Genomic DNA, 17,547 nt, shown 5'->3' with positions numbered 1-17,547 from the left:
TCTTATCGGGGTCTCAATGGATTTCCCTCTACAAACGGTCCGGAATGGGTCATAATAAAGAAAAAAGGGAAGGGGTGTTCGCCTAAATGACGGTCACTTTTCATGTCGGGCGTTCCGGGAGCGGAAAAAGCGAATGGATGACGAAACATGTCATCGAAGAGCTGAAGCGTGACCCGAGCGGACCGACCATCTACATGCTCGTCCCAGACCAGATGTCGTTTGAAATGGAACGAAAGATGGCGATGACCGATGGCTTGAACGGGTCGACCCGGATTCAAGTCCTGTCGATGCGCCGTCTCGCCTTTTTGATGATGCGCGACCGTGGCGTCTCGACCGAACAGTTTTTGGACCAGACCGGGACGCATTTGCTGTTGCGCCGTGTCGTCGAGATGAATGAGGAGCGCTTGACGCTGTTTCGCCGGACGATGAACCAATTCGGGTTTTATGAAGAATTGAATGCGTTGATCACGCTCCTCAAACGGGGACTCGTTGATCCGGAGCAATTGCTCCGTCTGAGCGAGCAAGACCAACACCGGTCGCTCAAGCTGCAAGACCTGTCCATCCTATATGAAGGCTTCTTGACGATGACAGAAGGAAAATCGCTTCACGCCGAAGATTACTTTAACGTGCTGTTGCAATTGTTACCGGACATCGATTTGACCGGGACCCGGTTTTACGTCGACGGGTTCAATGAATTTTCGGAGCAGGAGCTGGCGGTGCTGGGCGCCTTGGCAGAGAAGGCGCCGCTCGACGTCCTATTGACGATTGACCCAGATTCGCTCTATCGGCCGCATCCGTCGTTCGGGCCGACACAACGCACACTCATGCGTTTCAAAGAGCTGTTATCGGAACGCGGGATCTCGTCGACCGACACACCTCACACGGGCGCACCTCGCTTCCAACATCCGAGCCTGGCCTATCTCGAGGCCACGTTCGGTCAAGTGTCGGCAGCGCCGTATACACGTCCCGATTCGCACGTCGTGCTACACGCGGCCGTCGACCGTTCGGTAGAAGTCGAGGCCGCCGTCCGTGAAGTCGTGCGGCTCGTCCGCGAGGAAGGGTTCCGGTACCGCGATATCGCCTTCGTGTCCCGTTCGCTTGAAGCGTACGGCGATTTGGCGACGCAGGCGCTCCAAAAAATGAACTTACCGTTCTTCCTCGACGAACGGCAGCCGATGCTCGATCACCCGGTCGTCGAACTGTTGAAGGCGACGATTGAAGTCGCTTTGCGCGGCTATCGGGAAGAGCCCGTATTTCGCGCGCTGAAGACGGAACTCATTCTGCTCGATGCGGAGCATCGGCGCACGTCGGTCGACCGGCTCGAGGCGTTCGTGATTGAACGAGGCATCAAACATTACCATTGGCACGATGCGTGGTACTTGAAACGTCGCGCCGAAGAAGAGGCGCGATTGACCGGCGAAGAACTCGACGCGGAGACGGCACTCAATCGCTATCGTCAAACCGTCGTCGACACGTTCGACCCGCTGTTGGATGACTTGAAAGCGGCGAAGACGATGCAGGCGTATACGCATGCCATCTACGCGTTCTTGGAACGAGTCGGCGTGGCATCCTGTCTTGCCCATTGGCGAGATGAGGCGCTCGAAGAGGCACGTTTGCTCGAGGCGCGCGAACATACGCAAGTGTGGGATGCCGTGTTGCACTTGCTCGAACAGCTGGAGGCGGCCGCGCCGGACGAGACGCTCTCGACCGAGTTGTTCCTCCAGATGATGGACACCGGGCTCGATAGCCTGCGCTATGCGCTCGTCCCGCCTTCACTGGATCAATTGACGGTCACCGATTATGTCCGGGGCCGCTTGCTGGATAAAAAAGTCGTCTTCTTGCTCGGGGCGAACGAAGATCAAATCCCGCTCGTCTCGACCCAGTCGAAACTATTGACCGACCAGGACCTCGACTTCATGCACGAGAACGGCGTCCGGGCCGGCAAAGCGACCGAGCACTTGTTTGACGATGAGACGTATTATTTGTATAAGGCGCTCACCGCACCGAGCCATCGCCTATTCGTCAGCTACGCGCTCGTCGACCGCTCGGGGAAAGCGATTCAGCCAGCCAGCTTCATCGCGGACCTGAAAGCACGTCTTGGCGGCGGGAAAGTCGTGACGACCCACTTCGCAGAAGCCGGGGAACATCGTCCGAGCGACCAGTTGTCGTTCATCACGAACGTGAATCAGACGGCGGCGGTCACGGCGCTCGAACTGCAACGGCTCAGTCGCCATTATCCGATTCAAGACACGTGGTTCACCGTATATAACGAGCTGTTGAAACATCCCGAAGGCCGCGAGCGGATCCGGTTGTTGACGAGCGCGCTCTTCTATCAAAACGTGCCCCAGCCGTTACCAGAAGACGTTGCCAAGTCGCTGTATACGAACTCGATTCGCGCGAGCGTCTCACGGCTCGAGACGTTCCAAGCCTGTCCGTACCGTCACTTCGCGAGTTACGGTCTCCGGTTAAAAGAGCGCCGCTTGTATCGCTTAGAGGCGCCGGATATCGGCAACTTGTATCATCGCACCATCGAGCACATGTCCCAGACCGTGCAGATGGAAGGAAAGGAATGGCGCGATGTGAGCCGAGAGGAATGTTCGTCTCTCGCCGAGGCGGCCGTCGAGCTCGTCACACCTGAGATTCAAAACGCGATTTTGATGAGTTCGAACCGATATGGCTATTTGAAGAAGAAACTGACCGACGTCGTCAGCAAGACGGCGGAAGTGTTAATCGAGCAGTCGAAACGAGATGGATTCGACCCGGTCGCCTTTGAGCTCGCGTTCGGCAGCGGTAATTTCCCGCCGGTGTCGTTCACGCTCAGCAACGGGGCGACGTGCGAACTCGTCGGTCGGATTGACCGGGTCGATACGGCCTCGATTCACGACCAATTGTACGTCCGAATCGTTGACTACAAGTCGAGCAAACGAGAGATTGACTTCGCCGAGATTTATTACGGGCTCGCGATGCAGATGCTCATCTATTTGAAGGTGTTGATTGAGCAGGCGAACGCCTGGACGCAAGAGAACGTCGCCCCGGCGGCCGCGCTCTATTTCCATGTCCATCGTCCGCTCGTCGCTCCGGCCGAGACGGACGCTGACACCGAGCGCAAGGTGCTCGAGTCGTATCAGATGCAAGGGTTGCTCGTCGATGACCCGGCCATTTTAGAGATGATGGACCGGACGGCGAAACACGACCAGAAAAAATCGATCGTCATCCCGGTCAAGTACAAGAAAGACGGGACGCTCGATGCGAACACGACGAAAAAGGTCGTCTCGCCACCGCAACTCGAGCAGTTGATGGACCATGCCATCGACCTGGCCCAGTCGAGCGCCGAAGCGATGTATGACGGTGACATCGGGGTCGAACCATATGAATATAAAGAACGCCGGCCCTGCCAGACGTGCCCGTTCCAAAGTGTCTGTCACTTTGATGAGGCGTTGTCCAACGAGGCGCGGCAGTTGAAAAAGCTAGAAAAAGATGACGTCTTGTCAAGATTAGGAGGTGACGCCGATGAAGTGGACGAATGACCAACAAGCGGCCATCGATGCCAGAGGATCGCACGTGCTCGTCTCGGCGGCGGCCGGTTCCGGTAAGACGGCCGTCCTCGTGGAACGGCTCGCGAGCCGTCTCTTGGATGAGGCGGACGAATTGACGGCCGACCGCATGCTCGTGGTCACATTCACGAACGCGGCGGCAGCCGAGATGAAGCGGCGCATCGCCAAGGCGCTCGATCAAGCGCTACGTGACGATCCGGAGAACGCCTATATTCGGAAACAGCGCCAAATGCTCAACCGAGCGCTCATTACGACGATTCACTCGTTCTGTCTCGAGGTGATTCGAGAGAATTACTATTTGCTCGACCTCGACCCGGCGTTCAAAATCGCCGAAGAGCGTGATTTAGTGCTCTTGCAGGACGATGTGCTCGAAGACGTGCTCGAAGACGCCTATGGCGAACAAGACCATGCCTTCTTCGCCTTGATTGACGCCTACACGTCCGACCGCGGCGACAGTGAAATCGAGGAGTTGATTCTCGGACTCTATCACTATGCGCGCACGCTGCCGGACCCGGAAGCTTATTTGGACGAGCTCGTCTCGTTGTATCAGTTTGACGGGGACCCGGATGATGAGCAGCTGTTAATCGAATTCGGACACCTGCTCTGGGTAGACATCGAGAAAGCGTTACGCCAACTTCGGCGCGTCGCCATCGAGCTTCGGCTCGCCGGGTACGAGGCGCAATCCGAGAACGTGCAACAGGCGATTTTGCCGTTCGCGAACCTTGATCCGGCCTCGTTCAAGTGGAGCGAACTCGAGACGGCCGCTCGCGCCGTCAAATTCGGGACGATGAAATCCGTCCAGAAGAAAGACGAACACCACGTCTATCACACGGTGTTGAAACCGGCTTATGACCAGGCGAAGAAGAAGTTGAGCGAGGCGATCGCCCAGGCCGGCACGAGCGGGGCGGACTATTTGGATGTCTTGATGACGCAACGGCCACTCGTCGAGACGCTCGTCAAGACCGTCCGGACGTTCGGTGCCGCCTATGAGCAGGCGAAGCGGGACCGTGCCTTCGTCGACTTCAGCGACCTGGAACATTATGCGCTCGCGATTTTGCGGGACGGAGACGGACCCTCCTCGGTCGCGTCGCTCTATAAACAGCGCTTCGCCGAAGTGTTGATTGATGAGTATCAAGATACGAACGAGATTCAAGAGACGATTATCGGACTCGTCAGCCATGAGGCCGAACAGGTCGGCAACTTGTTCATGGTCGGCGATATCAAGCAATCGATTTACCGGTTCCGCCATGCCGAGCCCCGTCTGTTCATCGAGAAGGCGACCCGCTTCAGACAAGGCGGGTCAGGACAACGAATCGACCTATCCCAAAACTTTAGGAGCCGGGCCGAAGTGCTCCATGGCATCAACGACTTGTTCGTCCGGTTGATGGACGAGGAAGTGAGTGAAATCGAGTACGATGAGGCGGCCCGGCTCGTACCAGGTCGAGACTATGAAGAGCTCGAGGCTACCCCGGAGCTCATCCTCGTCAACGGTGAGAGCCGTGACCTCTCGAAACAAGAGCTCGAGGGCCGTGCCATCGCGACCCGGATTTTAGAGCTCGTCTCGGGCGAAGAGCCGTTCAAGGTGACCGATGAGGCGACCGGTTTACTACGGTCGTGCGAATATCGCGATATCGTCATCTTGGTCCGCTCCAAAAAAGAGCGTGTCGAACAGTTGATGGATATTTTGACGCAGTACAACATCCCGGCCTATACCGATTCGGACGGTGGCTATTTCCAAGCGACCGAGATTCGGATGATGCTCGCCGTGCTGAAATTGATTGACAACCCGCTCCAAGATATCCCGCTCGCGGGGGCGCTCCGTTCGCCGATGTTCGGCTTCAGCGACCAAGAACTGGCCAAGATTCGCCTTGAATCAGAGGACTCGTTCTTCGAGGCGCTCAAGGCGAAAGCGGACGATGAGGATGACCTCGGTCTGAAATGCGGCGATGTGCTCGATGCCTTGTCGGCGTGGCGTACGTTCGCCCGGAACCATAGTTTGTCGGAACTGATTCAACAAGTGTTCAACGACACCGGCTTCTATGATTTCGCCGGTGGCTTGCCAGGTGGGAAAGGGCGCCAAGAAAACTTGAAGGCGCTCTATGACCGGGCATTGTCTTACGAGCGGAGCGGATACCGCGGTTTGTATCGCTTCCTCCGTGTCATGGATCGGCTTCAAGACAACGGCGAGGATTTGTCCGAGGCACGTTCGCTCGGCGAGGAAGAGAACGTCGTCCGCATCATGACGGTCCACAAGTCAAAAGGACTTGAATTCCCGGTCACCATCGTCGCCCAGCTCGGAAAGCAGTTCAATAAACGTGATCAAATGCAGCGCGTCATCTTCCATAAACGGTACGGCATCTCGCTCGACGCCATCGATGTCGTCACACGGACGAAAACCGAGACGTTCGTCAAAGAGATGATTCGCCGCGATCTCGATGCCACGATGAAGGCCGAGGAGATGCGCGTCCTGTATGTCGCGCTCACCCGGGCGAAAGAGAAGTTGATTTTGGTCGGGACGATTAAAGAACCAGGCAAACAGATTCAGCAGTGGCTGCATGTCGAGCAGACTGGGACGACGTTATCGGCCGATGCGCGTCGTGACGCGAAGACGTATCTCGATTGGGTCGCACCGGCGCTCTTGAAGCTTGAAGGGGCGGCCCCGTTCCTCGAACAACAAGGCTTGCCGGTCATCGCGCCGCAACAGGAAGCGACATCGTGGACGTACCGTATCATCGGTGAGGATGATTTGGCGGAAGTCGCCACGCTCCAAGAGATGATGGCGCAACTCCATCACGTCAAACGGTTCGAGGCGATCGATTTCCCGGTCAAAGACGAAGCGAACGTCAGCGATTTCGTCCGCAGGGCGTTCGCCTACGCCTATCCGGGGCAGGCTGCGACAGAGACGGCGGCCAAACAAACGGTGACCGAGCTGAAGCGGGCGCTCCAACTCGAGCAGGCCGCGTTCGAAGAGACGTATCGGGCGACAGACACACCGTATCGAGAACCGAAATGGAAGCAATCCCAACAGACGGGGGCCGAACGGGGAACGACGTTGCATCTCGTCTTCCAATTGATCGACCCGTCCGAGCCGCTCGACGTCCAAATCGACCGCTGGGAAGCGGAAAGCATGCTCAGTCCGATCGAGGCGGAGACGGCACGGCTCGCGATTCCTGAAATCGAGACGTTCTTTGCCTCGGATACGGGCCGCGCGTTGACGGCAGCACTTCAAACCGGGACAGGCTGGCGCGAGCTTCCGTTCACGTACACCGTCCCGGCCGAGCGGGTCAATCCGGCGGGGACTTTCATCGACGAGCACGTGCTCATCCAAGGGATTATCGATTGTCTGTTTTATGACGAGGAGACCTATGTGCTCCTCGACTACAAATCGGACTCCGTCCTCTTCTCGAGTGATTCCCGTGAAGCGGCCAAACACATGTTGCGTGACCGCTATCACGTCCAACTCTCGCTCTATCGTGAGGCGATTGAGGCGATTTGGGGAATCACGGTCGGACAGATGCTCATTTATTCGCTCGAATTGCAGGAAATTGTTGTATTATAATGTAGACGTTGTGAAGAAAAAGGGGTACGGTTATACACCGTACACCCTTATTTTTTGTGATTACGAACTGAATCCGTTAAAATAATGGAATGGGATAAAAAATGGAGGAATCGTCATGGTAAAAATTTTACTAGCAGAAGATGAAGAAGTATTGCGCATGCTCGTTTTAGATACATTAGAAGATGAAGGATATGACATTGATGAAGCGCCAGACGGCCTTGAGGCCTACCGGCTAATCGAACAGAACGAGTACGACCTCGTGATTGTCGACCATATGATGCCAGGCATGACCGGTCTTGAGGTCATTGAGAAAGTACGAAAACTGCCAGGACGTCAACATACGAAAGTGATGATGCTCACGGCGAAGAGCCAACAATCTGATCGTGATTGCGCGAATGAGATTGGAGTCGACTACTTTATTTCGAAGCCGTTCAGTCCCCTGGAATTGGTGAAGATTATAGGAGGCATCGTGAATTGAACAGATGGTTTAAACAAAAACTCGGACGGGATCTCATGGTCGTCCTTTATTCGTTCCTCGCGGTCGCGCTCGTCGGCTCGATTTTCATGTACATGTACATGGAAGAACGTGTTGCGGAGAACGAACGACGGCTACAAGATGTCGATCAACGCATTGAGCGCTTGAACACGCTGTGGGACGACTGGCAAGGGGTCCAATATGAGGCCCGAGGCTACCTCGTCTTCGGTGACACCGAGGCGCTCGAGCGGGCCAAAGCGAAAGAGAACGAGTTCCAACAAGAAATCAACTGGTTCAAGAGCGTCGTCCAGACGAAACAAGGTGAGATTTTTGCAGAGGACTTGCAAGAGTTCCATGACTTCTATTTCGGTGTCATCCTACCGGTGACGACGGAATACGGACAGTTGCGCGCAGAAGGGGAAATCACCGAGACGACCATCGACCCGGAGACGGTGTTAGGGTTACCAACCGCTCAGCGTTTGATTGAGCAAGGCGTCGTCCCATACAGCCCAGAGCGCGGCATCGATACGCTCGGCCCGATTGAACAGATTGAAACGGCCTTATCCGATTATAAAGATTTGATGAATAGCGAGAAACAAAAAGTGTATGACACTTGGAAATTGAACAACGATATTCTTCAGTTCCTTTGGATTGCAAGCATCCTATCGTTCGCGGCTTTGATTTTACTGTTCATCCAACCGTTCTTGCGTCGTCAAACGCGCTTGATTTCGCGTCTCTCAATCGCTTCGGACCGCTTGCTCAAAGGTGAGATTGTCGATTTGAGCGATCAAATGGGACGGGAAGATGAGATTGGCACGATGTCACGGTCGTTCAACAAGATGGCCGAGACGCTGCGTGACAATGAACGTCACTTGATTGAGAAGAACCACGAGTTGCAAGCGCAACAAGAAGAGTTGATTGCGCAACAAGAAGAGCTTCAAGCCCAACAGCAAGAGCTTGAAGAAATCTTGGAGCAGACGCAACAGAACGAACAACACTTGGCATACCGCAACGAGTTGACCGAGACGCTCGCGGCCCGTGATTCGTTGACGGCGTATCCAGAGATTATCGAGAAGCTCGTCGCCATCACCGACTCGGAAGTCGGGGCGCTCGTCTTCCTCGACGCGACCGGTTCATTCTCGATTACGAGCCACGGGTTGAACGAGACGCTCACCCGTCAGTTGCTCGATAGTGAGAATTCTGTCTTGACGCGGGCGATGACGCTCCGGACGACGGTTCACTCATCGAAACAAGTCGCGAGCGACCATCCGCTCCCGTATCCATACTATATGTATGAGACGGCCGTGCCGGTCCATGACCCGACGGATGATTCGATTATCGCGTTCATCTATCTCGTCCGGTATAAGGATCGCTTCACGCAGACGCAGATGGGTGACATCATGTCGTTCGCTCGTCAATTGTCGCTCTCGCTTCTCCGGATGCGTCTGTTTGAAGAGATGACCCGCGAGAAAGGGAAGACGGAACGGATTCTCGACTCGATTCGCGAGGCGGTCATCTACGTCGAGCATTCGACCGATGACATCTTCGTCAACCGTCCGCTCTATGAGATGTTCCCAGAACTCGACGATATCACATCGAACGAGCTTGCCGAATTATCATGGAACGAATGGCGCGAGACGATTGCGACGACGGTCGACCAAAATGACGACTTCTTGAAGTACACGGATCAGCTCTTTACCGATGACTTCCCGCACGACAGTGTCAGCTTCTCGATCCGTAAAGGAGAGATGAACTTACAGATGTACGCGGAACGCATCGTCGTCGGCGGCATCTCGAAAGGGACGTTGCTCGTCTTCCGTGACATCACGAGCGAGACCGAGGCGGAACGCTTGAAGAGCGAGTTCATCTCGACCATCTCGCACGAGTTGCGCACGCCGCTCTCGTCGATTTATGGGTTCACGGAACTCATGGTCAAGAAACAGTTACCGAACGAGAAGCAAGCGAAATACTTGGAGACGATTCATGCCGAGACGGAGCGCTTGACGCATCTCGTCAACGACTTCCTCGACGTCCAACGCATGGAAGCTGGCAGTCAAATGTATGATCGCGAACAGCTCGATGTCGAGCCAGTCATTCGCGATATGATGACGTTCTATGAGGCGTCGTCGTTGAAACACCAGTTCGAGCTCGTCACGGCCGATGATCGCCCGTACGAACTGTTCGCCGACTGTCAGAAGTTCAAACAGTTGATGAGCAACCTGCTCTCAAACGCGGTGAAATATTCGCCGCACGGCGGGAAAATCACCGTCGAGCTGGCCCATCACGATCAATCGATTTCGATTAAAGTGAAAGACCAAGGAATCGGGATCCCGAGCGATGCGCTCGACCGACTCTTCGACAAGTTCTATCGCGTCGACAACTCGGACAGCCGTGAAATCGGCGGGACCGGACTCGGGCTCCCGATTTGTCAGGAAATCGTCCGCGGTCACGCCGGTCAGATTCATGTCGAGTCGGTGCAACACCAAGGCTCGACGTTCACGGTCGTCATTCCGAGTTACGAATACGCCGTACGTGAACAAGAAACGACGACAGCTTAATCATGAGGCGCCCCATCCATGGGCGCCTTTTTGGTATAAGCAAAGATTTTTCAGTCACCTGCTTGACCGAAATGCGAACGACTCGTGTACAATAGAGGTTGTACATAATGGAAAGGGGGACTTTGGATGCCATTGACTGCATTCCTACACACGCACGTCACGAGCTGGATTGTATTACTCGTCTTGTTCGCTGTCGCCTATGTCGGCTATAAGAACGCGAACAAGAGCGGGAAAATTGCCCACATGGTGTTTCGACTCATGTTGCTCGTCGCGTTCGGCACTGGACTTTATTTGTATTTACAATTGAACGGTGGCGGCATGTTCTACCACGTGAAAATCACGGTCGGACTGCTCACGCTCATCTTCGGTGAGATGACGCTCATCCGTGTGAAGAAGAAAAAACCAGCGAACGCGATGTTCGGCGGTTTCGTCGTTCTTGCACTCGTGACCATCTTCATCGGCTATGCGTTGCCATACGGACAGTCGTTCTTCAGCAACTTTATTTAACGTTGCTTCCCATTCCGCACATCGGAGTGGGATTTTTTTGTTTGTCCGTAAATTATTAGGGGAAAATAAAAAAATCAGTGATAACGACGATGAGGTGAAACGATGGAACAACAAATGAATGAATGGTCACGCGTCTTGCACGCGCGAAGATGGATGAAACAAACGGAATCATTCCTGCCGCTTTGGCACGGATATATCGGCTATAAATATGGATTGTTCGATGCGCTCCAAGGTGGGGCCAGCTTTGCGGAGATGACGCTTCGTCTGAAGCAACCGTTGACGAAGCTCGCGCTGGAACGTTGGCTTGAAGTAGGGGTCGCGGTTCGTCATTTGAAGAAGAGAGGCTGGCGCTATTTCCCGACACGTAGTTTGAAATATCAATTGTCGCACGAGGATGAGCGCAGCATCGGGTTCATGCTCCAAGAGATGATGGAGCTACACATCCCGGCACTCATCGCATACCCTGACTTTTTAGAGTCGGGCAAGCAGAAGACGTTCGATGGGGCGACGCATGGACAAGTCGTCGCGCAGACGTCGACGCTCGTCGAGACGGTCGCTTTCCCGGTCGTTCAACAATTGTTGCGCCAGGCTGACGTCAAGACGATGCTCGATATCGGATGTGGGCACGGTGGTTACTTACGAAAACTGCATGGTCTTGAACCGGAGTGGAAATTGACCGGCATCGACCTAGAAGAAGACGTCATCGCCCAGGCCCGAGAGCAGGACGAATCGGGCGACATTCGGTACGAAGTGGCCGATTTCATGGAATGGGATCATGAGGACCGGTTTGATGCCGTCATGATGAACAACATGCTCTATTATTTCTCGCCTGAAAAACGAATCGAATTGCTCGAACGGATGCTCGAGAACCTCGAGGCGTCCGGTGTCGCCGTCCTCGTCACTCCGCTCGCAGAGACGCCACTAGGCTCACGGTTCGCCTCGGCGTTCAATGCGTTCATGACCCTCCACGACAACTTACACCCGTTACCAACGATTCGAGAGTTGCGCCGTCAAATGCAACAAGTCGGCTTTGAAAATATTCGCTTTATCCCATTCATCCCGGAAGGATCATGGTATATCGTCATTGCCGAGCGCGGCAATTGACACATGGCGGACACACGACGAGCCGATTCAAATTTGAACTTGTCTCCAGTCATTTCTATAATGAGATAGAAGCATAAGAGACTATTCACATAGGGAGTTGTTCAACGTGTCGGAAAAAAGAGTCGCCGTGATCGGTGCCGGACCAGGAGGACTTGCGGCCGCGATGCTGCTCGCAAGCCGTGGTGTGAAGGTAACAGTATTTGAGAAGCAGGCGTTCGTCGGTGGACGGACGTCTCGTCTTCAAGTCGGAGAATTCGCGTTCGATCGTGGCCCGACTTTTTTAAATATGCCGTATATTTTAGAAGAGATTTTCGAAGAGACGGGTCGGGATTTACATGACTATGTCGAGATGAAACGACTCGAACCGATGTACGACCTTTATTTCGACCGAGGGAACCGGGTTCTGTCGATGACGACTGACCGCGATCAAATGCATCAAGCGATTGAAGAGCAATTCCCCGGGAACGGAGAGGGCTATGAGCGCTTCATGGCCGAACAAGCGATCAAGCTGTCGAAATTGATGCCGGTCTTGCAGACGGCACATGACAAGCTGACGGACTACGTGGCCACGCGCGTCTTGAAGGCGTTACCGTTCTTGTCGATTGGGAAATCGTTATATGACGTGTTATCGGAATATTTCACGAGCGAAGAGCTGAAGTACGCCTTCACGTTCCAAGCCAAATATTTAGGGATGTCGGCGTGGGATTGCCCCGGCGGCTTCTCGATTTTGTCGTACATGGAACATGCTTACGGCGTCCATCACCCGATTGGCGGCGTGAACCAACTCTGTACGGCGATGGCGCGCGTCATCGAAGAAGAGGGCGGAGAGATTCGTCTCGGAGAAGGCGTCGACCGTCTCTTGCTCGACGGCAAGACGGTCAACGGACTCGTGTCAAACAACGTCCATTACGCCTTCGATGAAGTCATCGTCGGGGCCGATTTCGCCCATGCGATGACGACGCTCGTCCCGAGTGATGCGCTCACGCGCTGGAGTCCGAAACAGTTGAAGAAGAAGCGTTACTCGTGCTCGACGTTCATGCTCTATCTCGGGCTCGATCGCGTCTATGACGACGTCGCCCATCACTCGATTCATTTCGCCGACGACTACGAGCGGAACGTGAAAGAGATGACGCAAGATTTGAAGCTGAGCGAGGACTTCTCCTTCTACGTACAAAACGCGTCCAATCTTGATCCGACGCTCGCACCGGCCGGTAAATCATCACTTTACGTCCTCGTGCCGGTCCCGAACAATTTGTCGAACTTGCCTTGGGAGAAACTCGAGGCGACGATGACGGAACGCGTCCTCGATGCGCTCGAGACCCGTTCGCCTTATCGCGACATTCGCCAGCACATCGAGGTCATGCAGCCGCTCACGCCAAACGACTGGGAAGCGTTCGGTGTGTACGAAGGGGCCACGTTCAACCTCGGGCACAACTTGTCGCAGATGATGTATTTCCGTCCGCATAACCAGTTCGAGGAACTCGATCACGTCTGGCTCGTCGGCGGGGGTACCCATCCAGGCAGCGGACTTCCGACGATTTTCGAATCGGCACGGATTACGGCAAACTTATTGCGTGACCGGGCAGGTGTCGGCCAATGAACATCAGCTTCGTCGGTGCCGGAATCGGGTCGCTATACGCGGCCTTGCTCCTGACCCATAAATATCCGTCATTGCACGTGACCATTTATGAGAAAGAATCCCGTGTCGGGGGACGCCTCAATTACGTCGAGTTCGAGAACGGCGCCCGCGTCGATGAAGGGCCGACCATCGTCTTATTACCCGGGAAACTGAAAAGTCAGCTGTTAGAAGCCGGCTTCCCGGAGCGTGAGCTCGAGCTGCTTGAAGTCGACCCGCTCTATCGTCTGCGTTATGAGGACGGAACGACGTTCTATAAATATCGTGACATCGAGCGCCAGGCGGCCGAAATCGACCGTCTCTTCAACGAGGGTGCCGGATTCAAAAAATATATGGCGCAAAAACGAGAAGAGTACCGACTCGGCTTCGATGCGTTCTTGGACCGGGGCTATAAGAGCAAGACGGATTTGTTCGAGCCGAAGCTGTTGATGCTCCTCATGCGCTTGAAGGCGTTTGAGACGGCGCATGAGAACATGAAACGCTTCTTTAAAGACGAGCGTCTCCGCATCGCCTATAGCCTGCAAACGCTCTATATCGGCGGCAACCCGTACGATACCCCATCCCTTTACGGCTTGATTCCGTATCGGGAGCAAGAAGAAGGGATTTGGTACGTCAAAGGAGGATATTTCTCGCTCGCGACGAAAATAGAAAAAGAGTTGAAGCGGCGGGGCGTCACGTTCAAGTTAGAAGCGAACGTCGAACGCGTCCGCGTCGCCGATGGACGGGCCGATGCGGTCGTCGTCGATGGGGGCGTCCATCCGTACGATGCGGTCGTCGTGAACGGCGATTTCCCGCTCATGGAGCGGCTGATTGATGGTGTCAAACTTAAGTCGTATGAACCGTCGAGCGGCACGCTGTTACTGTATTTCACCGTGGATGGGGACATCGACTTGCCGGTCCACCAATTCGATTTACCGAATGATTTCGCCGGGTCGATGCAGACCATCTTCGAAGATGGTAAACTGAGCAAGTATCCAGCGATGTATACGTTCAATCCGTCCATCATCGATGACTCGCTCGCGCCGACGGGGACGAGTGTGCTCTACGTGCTCGTGCCGGTGCCGCGTAAATTAGAACGGGAAGACTTCGAAGCGAGCGGTGCCATCGAGCATTTGATGGGCCGCATCGAACGGATGGTGCCCGATTTCAGAGACCGGGTCATCGAGATGAAGGTCCGGACGCCGATGGACGCGGAACGATTCGGTTTGTTCGAGGGCGGAAGCTTTGGCATCGCCCCGAAATTGACCCAGTCGGCCGCGTTCAAACCGCAGGCCCGTCCGTATCCCCATATCGACCGTCTCTATGCGGTCGGGGCATCGGTCCACCCATGCGGAGGCGTCCCAATCGTCATGATCGGCTCGCAACTATTAGTGAAAAGAATGGAAGAAGAAATGGGGGCATTGTACCATGACGACACAAGAAGCGTATCGTCAATGTGAAGACGTAATGAAAAAAGGCTCGCTCACGTTCTATCGGGCCTTTTCCCTGCTCTCTAAACCTGACCGCCAAGCCGTGGCTGCGGTCTATACGTTTTGTCGGACGCTCGATGACGCGGTCGATGAATCGGACCGGCCAGAAGAAAGTTTGACGCAATTTTTGGCCGAGTTCGATCGTTTCTTGGCGGGTGAACCGTTGTCGGACGCGCTCTGGGTGGCGCTCGAGGACGTCTGGAAGCGATACGACATGGACGTCGAACCGTTCTTCGAGTTGGCCGAAGGCATGAAATGGGACTTACATAAGACGCGCTATGCGACGATCGAGGAGACGGAGCAGTATGGCTATTATGCGGCCAGCACCGTCGGATTGATGCTGTTGCCGATTCTCGCGCCGGACGCCGATGCGGCCGGACGCCAGCAGTTGAAACAAGGCGCCATCGATTTAGGGATTGCCATGCAGTTGACGAACATCTTGCGCGACGTCGGGGAAGACTTAGACCGCGACCGGATTTATGTGCCGCAGTCGTTGCTCACCGAGTTCGATGTCGCAGAAGCCGATTTGTTCGCACGGCAAGTGACCCCGGCGTTCATCGACGTCTGGGAGACGATGGCCCGGCGTGCGGAAGCATTATATACGAGCGCTCGGGAGACGCATCACTTGTATCCCGTGACGAGCCGGAAGCCGGTCGCGGCGGCAGCGCTCCTCTATGAAGGGATTTTAGACGCCGCCCGGCAGAACGGGCATGACGTCTTCACAAAGCGGGCGTACGTCTCGACGATTCAAAAAGGCAAGTTGTTGGCCCGACTATAAGCAAAGGCAGCCGTCTCGAGACGGCTGCCTTTTTTGTGCACAAAAAAACCACTTTTGGCGGGGGACCAAAAGTGGTGTAAGCGTTATGTGATTCGTTCATCGGGGAAACGAACGAATCGGACGTGATGAAACCCTAAAGATGTGCCTCGTCTCATGGGGAATGAAACGATGGGGCATCTTCGCTGAAGCAGGATGCTTGATGGACTAAGGGGGAACATCAGATGCATGCTGTTCCAGCTGCGGGATACGAGTGGGGAAACTCGCTCATCACTTTTTTTCTCGGGTGTGACAAGTTCAAAACGCGATAGGCTCGGGGAAGCCATTCGATCGCTACAGGTGTAACCAACGTTACGAAACTGCTTGAACTCGATTATGATATTATCATGTCTGTCCCGTGTCGACAAGTGTCGAATCCTCTGTTCACAAAATGTTCAAATTGTCAGAGGTATGTCCTCTAACATTGACCGGGCCGCGAATTGTCCTGAAAGCGTCACCATCGGGCTGCCGCCGCCAGGATGCGTCGAACCGCCTGCGAACCAGATGTTCGAGACGTCTTCGGAGCGGGCCGACGGTCGGAAGAACGCACCTTTTTTCGAATTGGCTGATGTGCCGTAGAGAGCACCGTAGTAGGCGTAAAAATCACGGGTCAAGTCGAGCGGAGTGACGCGACGGTGGAACAGGACGTCACTGTCTTCCCAATCGACACCGAACGTACGGAGCCGTCGACGAATCAAATGCTCGTACGTCTCGGCATCGATATCGGTCATATGGGCCGGCGCGTTGACAAGGATGAATAAGTTATCGCCAGCTTCCCCCATGGACGGATCGGTATGGGCCGAGTTCGAGATATAAATCGTCGGCTCGTCGGCGTAGCGTTCCTCTTCGAACAAGGCTCGGAATTCGGCCTCGTAGTCGTCTGAGAAATAGACGTTGTGATGGGCGAGGTTCAATCGTTTGTTCAAGCCGACCATGATGACGAAAGCGGACACGGACGGTTCAATCGTGTCGCGTGTCGGCACCGGGAACGAAGGACGGTCCGTTGCGTCGACGAGACGTGGATATTGAGTGAGCAATTCCCCGTTCAACAGGACGGCGTCGCACGACACGACCTCTTCATGGTCGATGACGACCGCATGGGCCTTGCCGTTCGTCACTTCGATTTTCGTGACCTCATGGCCGAGCCGGAACTCGACGCCGAGCTCGCTCGCCCGTTTCGCGAACCCTTTCGCAATCGTCCAGTTCCCGTCCTTGGCGAAATAGACACCATCATTCAGCTCGAGATGCGAGATGAGCGCGAACGTGCCCGGTGTGACGTATGGGCTGCTGCCGATATACGTGGCATACCGGTCGAGCGCTTGGATGATGCGCGGGTCCTTGAAGTACTTCTTATGGAGCGCATGCAGGCTCTTGAGCGGATGTACTTTCATCATGTCGGCCCAAAGACCGGTGTCGATTTTCGAGTCCATCCGTGTGAAGAAGCGGTTGTTGGCAATCTCGAACAGTTTCTCCGCCTTGTCTAAGTAAGCGGCCAATTGGTTTTTATCGGCCTTGTCGCCGGTCAGACGGCGCACCTCGGCTTCCATTTTTTCGCGGTCCGAATCGAATGTGAAGGTCGAACCGTCCGAGAAATGGTTGACCGTGTGTGACTCGAGTTTGACGAGCTCGAAATAGTCATCTGGGTTGGCACCGCTGTTGCGGATGACGGAACGGAACACGTCCGGCATCGTGATCGTATTCGGTCCGAAGTCGAAGCGGTGTCCGTCGGTGATGATCGGCATGAGCTTCCCGCCGACATGTTCATTCTTTTCAATGACGGTCACGTCGTAACCGCGGGCCGCCAAGGTGACGGCGGCACTCAAGCCGCCGAGCCCGGCGCCGATAATGGCGATATGTTTCATGTTATGCCT

Annotated in this window: 10 protein-coding genes; 9 read left to right on the top strand and 1 reads right to left on the bottom strand. The window is 54.9% G+C overall.

The features are described from left to right. Positions 1-86 precede the first annotated feature (86 nt). The 9 genes from addB to KNP83_RS10050 all read left to right on the top strand — a co-directional run bounded on the left by addB (position 87) and on the right by KNP83_RS10050 (position 15,640). Positions 87-3,527, top strand: coding sequence for a helicase-exonuclease AddAB subunit AddB (gene addB / locus KNP83_RS10090; RefSeq protein ID WP_214762344.1), 3,441 nt, complete (start codon positions 87-89; stop codon positions 3,525-3,527). Then, entirely contained in the window at positions 3,511-7,113 is a 3,603-nt protein-coding gene (addA, locus tag KNP83_RS10085; RefSeq protein WP_214762343.1) for a helicase-exonuclease AddAB subunit AddA, read from the top strand. The genes addB and addA overlap by 17 nt, the downstream gene beginning before the upstream one ends. A 115-nt stretch (positions 7,114-7,228) precedes the next feature. Further along, complete coding sequence (locus tag KNP83_RS10080; RefSeq protein WP_021066686.1) at positions 7,229-7,591, top strand: response regulator; 363 nt, start codon at positions 7,229-7,231, stop codon at positions 7,589-7,591. Next, complete coding sequence (locus KNP83_RS10075; RefSeq protein WP_214762342.1) at positions 7,588-10,146, top strand: sensor histidine kinase; 2,559 nt, start codon at positions 7,588-7,590, stop codon at positions 10,144-10,146. Before KNP83_RS10080 ends, KNP83_RS10075 begins: the two co-directional genes overlap by 4 nt. Positions 10,147-10,272: 126 nt before the next feature. After that, the gene (locus KNP83_RS10070) at positions 10,273-10,653 is read left to right on the top strand and encodes a YisL family protein (RefSeq protein ID WP_214762341.1); all 381 of its coding nucleotides are present in this window, start codon (positions 10,273-10,275) and stop codon (positions 10,651-10,653) included. A gap of 102 nt (positions 10,654-10,755) precedes the next feature. Beyond that, complete coding sequence (locus KNP83_RS10065; RefSeq protein ID WP_214762340.1) at positions 10,756-11,757, top strand: class I SAM-dependent methyltransferase; 1,002 nt, start codon at positions 10,756-10,758, stop codon at positions 11,755-11,757. Between the two features lie 73 nt (positions 11,758-11,830). Beyond that, positions 11,831-13,357 carry a phytoene desaturase family protein gene (locus KNP83_RS10060; protein ID WP_214762414.1) on the top strand — a complete coding sequence of 509 codons (1,527 nt, stop codon included), beginning with the start codon at positions 11,831-11,833 and terminating at the stop codon, positions 13,355-13,357. Next, positions 13,354-14,832 (top strand): phytoene desaturase family protein, encoded by a 1,479-nt coding sequence (locus KNP83_RS10055; RefSeq protein ID WP_214762339.1) that lies wholly within the window; start codon positions 13,354-13,356, stop codon positions 14,830-14,832. Before KNP83_RS10060 ends, KNP83_RS10055 begins: the two co-directional genes overlap by 4 nt. Next, positions 14,801-15,640 (top strand): phytoene/squalene synthase family protein, encoded by an 840-nt coding sequence (locus KNP83_RS10050; protein ID WP_214762338.1) that lies wholly within the window; start codon positions 14,801-14,803, stop codon positions 15,638-15,640. Before KNP83_RS10055 ends, KNP83_RS10050 begins: the two co-directional genes overlap by 32 nt. A gap of 431 nt (positions 15,641-16,071) precedes the next feature. Here the strand turns inward: KNP83_RS10050 and KNP83_RS10045 are convergent, their stop codons facing one another. Continuing rightward, positions 16,072-17,538 carry a phytoene desaturase family protein gene (locus tag KNP83_RS10045; RefSeq protein WP_214762337.1) on the bottom strand — a complete coding sequence of 489 codons (1,467 nt, stop codon included), beginning with the start codon at positions 17,536-17,538 and terminating at the stop codon, positions 16,072-16,074. Positions 17,539-17,547 lie beyond the last annotated feature (9 nt).

Source organism: Exiguobacterium sp. s146, assembly GCF_018618415.1.
Classification (GTDB): domain Bacteria; phylum Bacillota; class Bacilli; order Exiguobacteriales; family Exiguobacteriaceae; genus Exiguobacterium.
The sequence above is the reverse complement of the archived record's forward strand: the minus strand, read 5'-3'. Positions and strand labels throughout refer to the sequence as shown.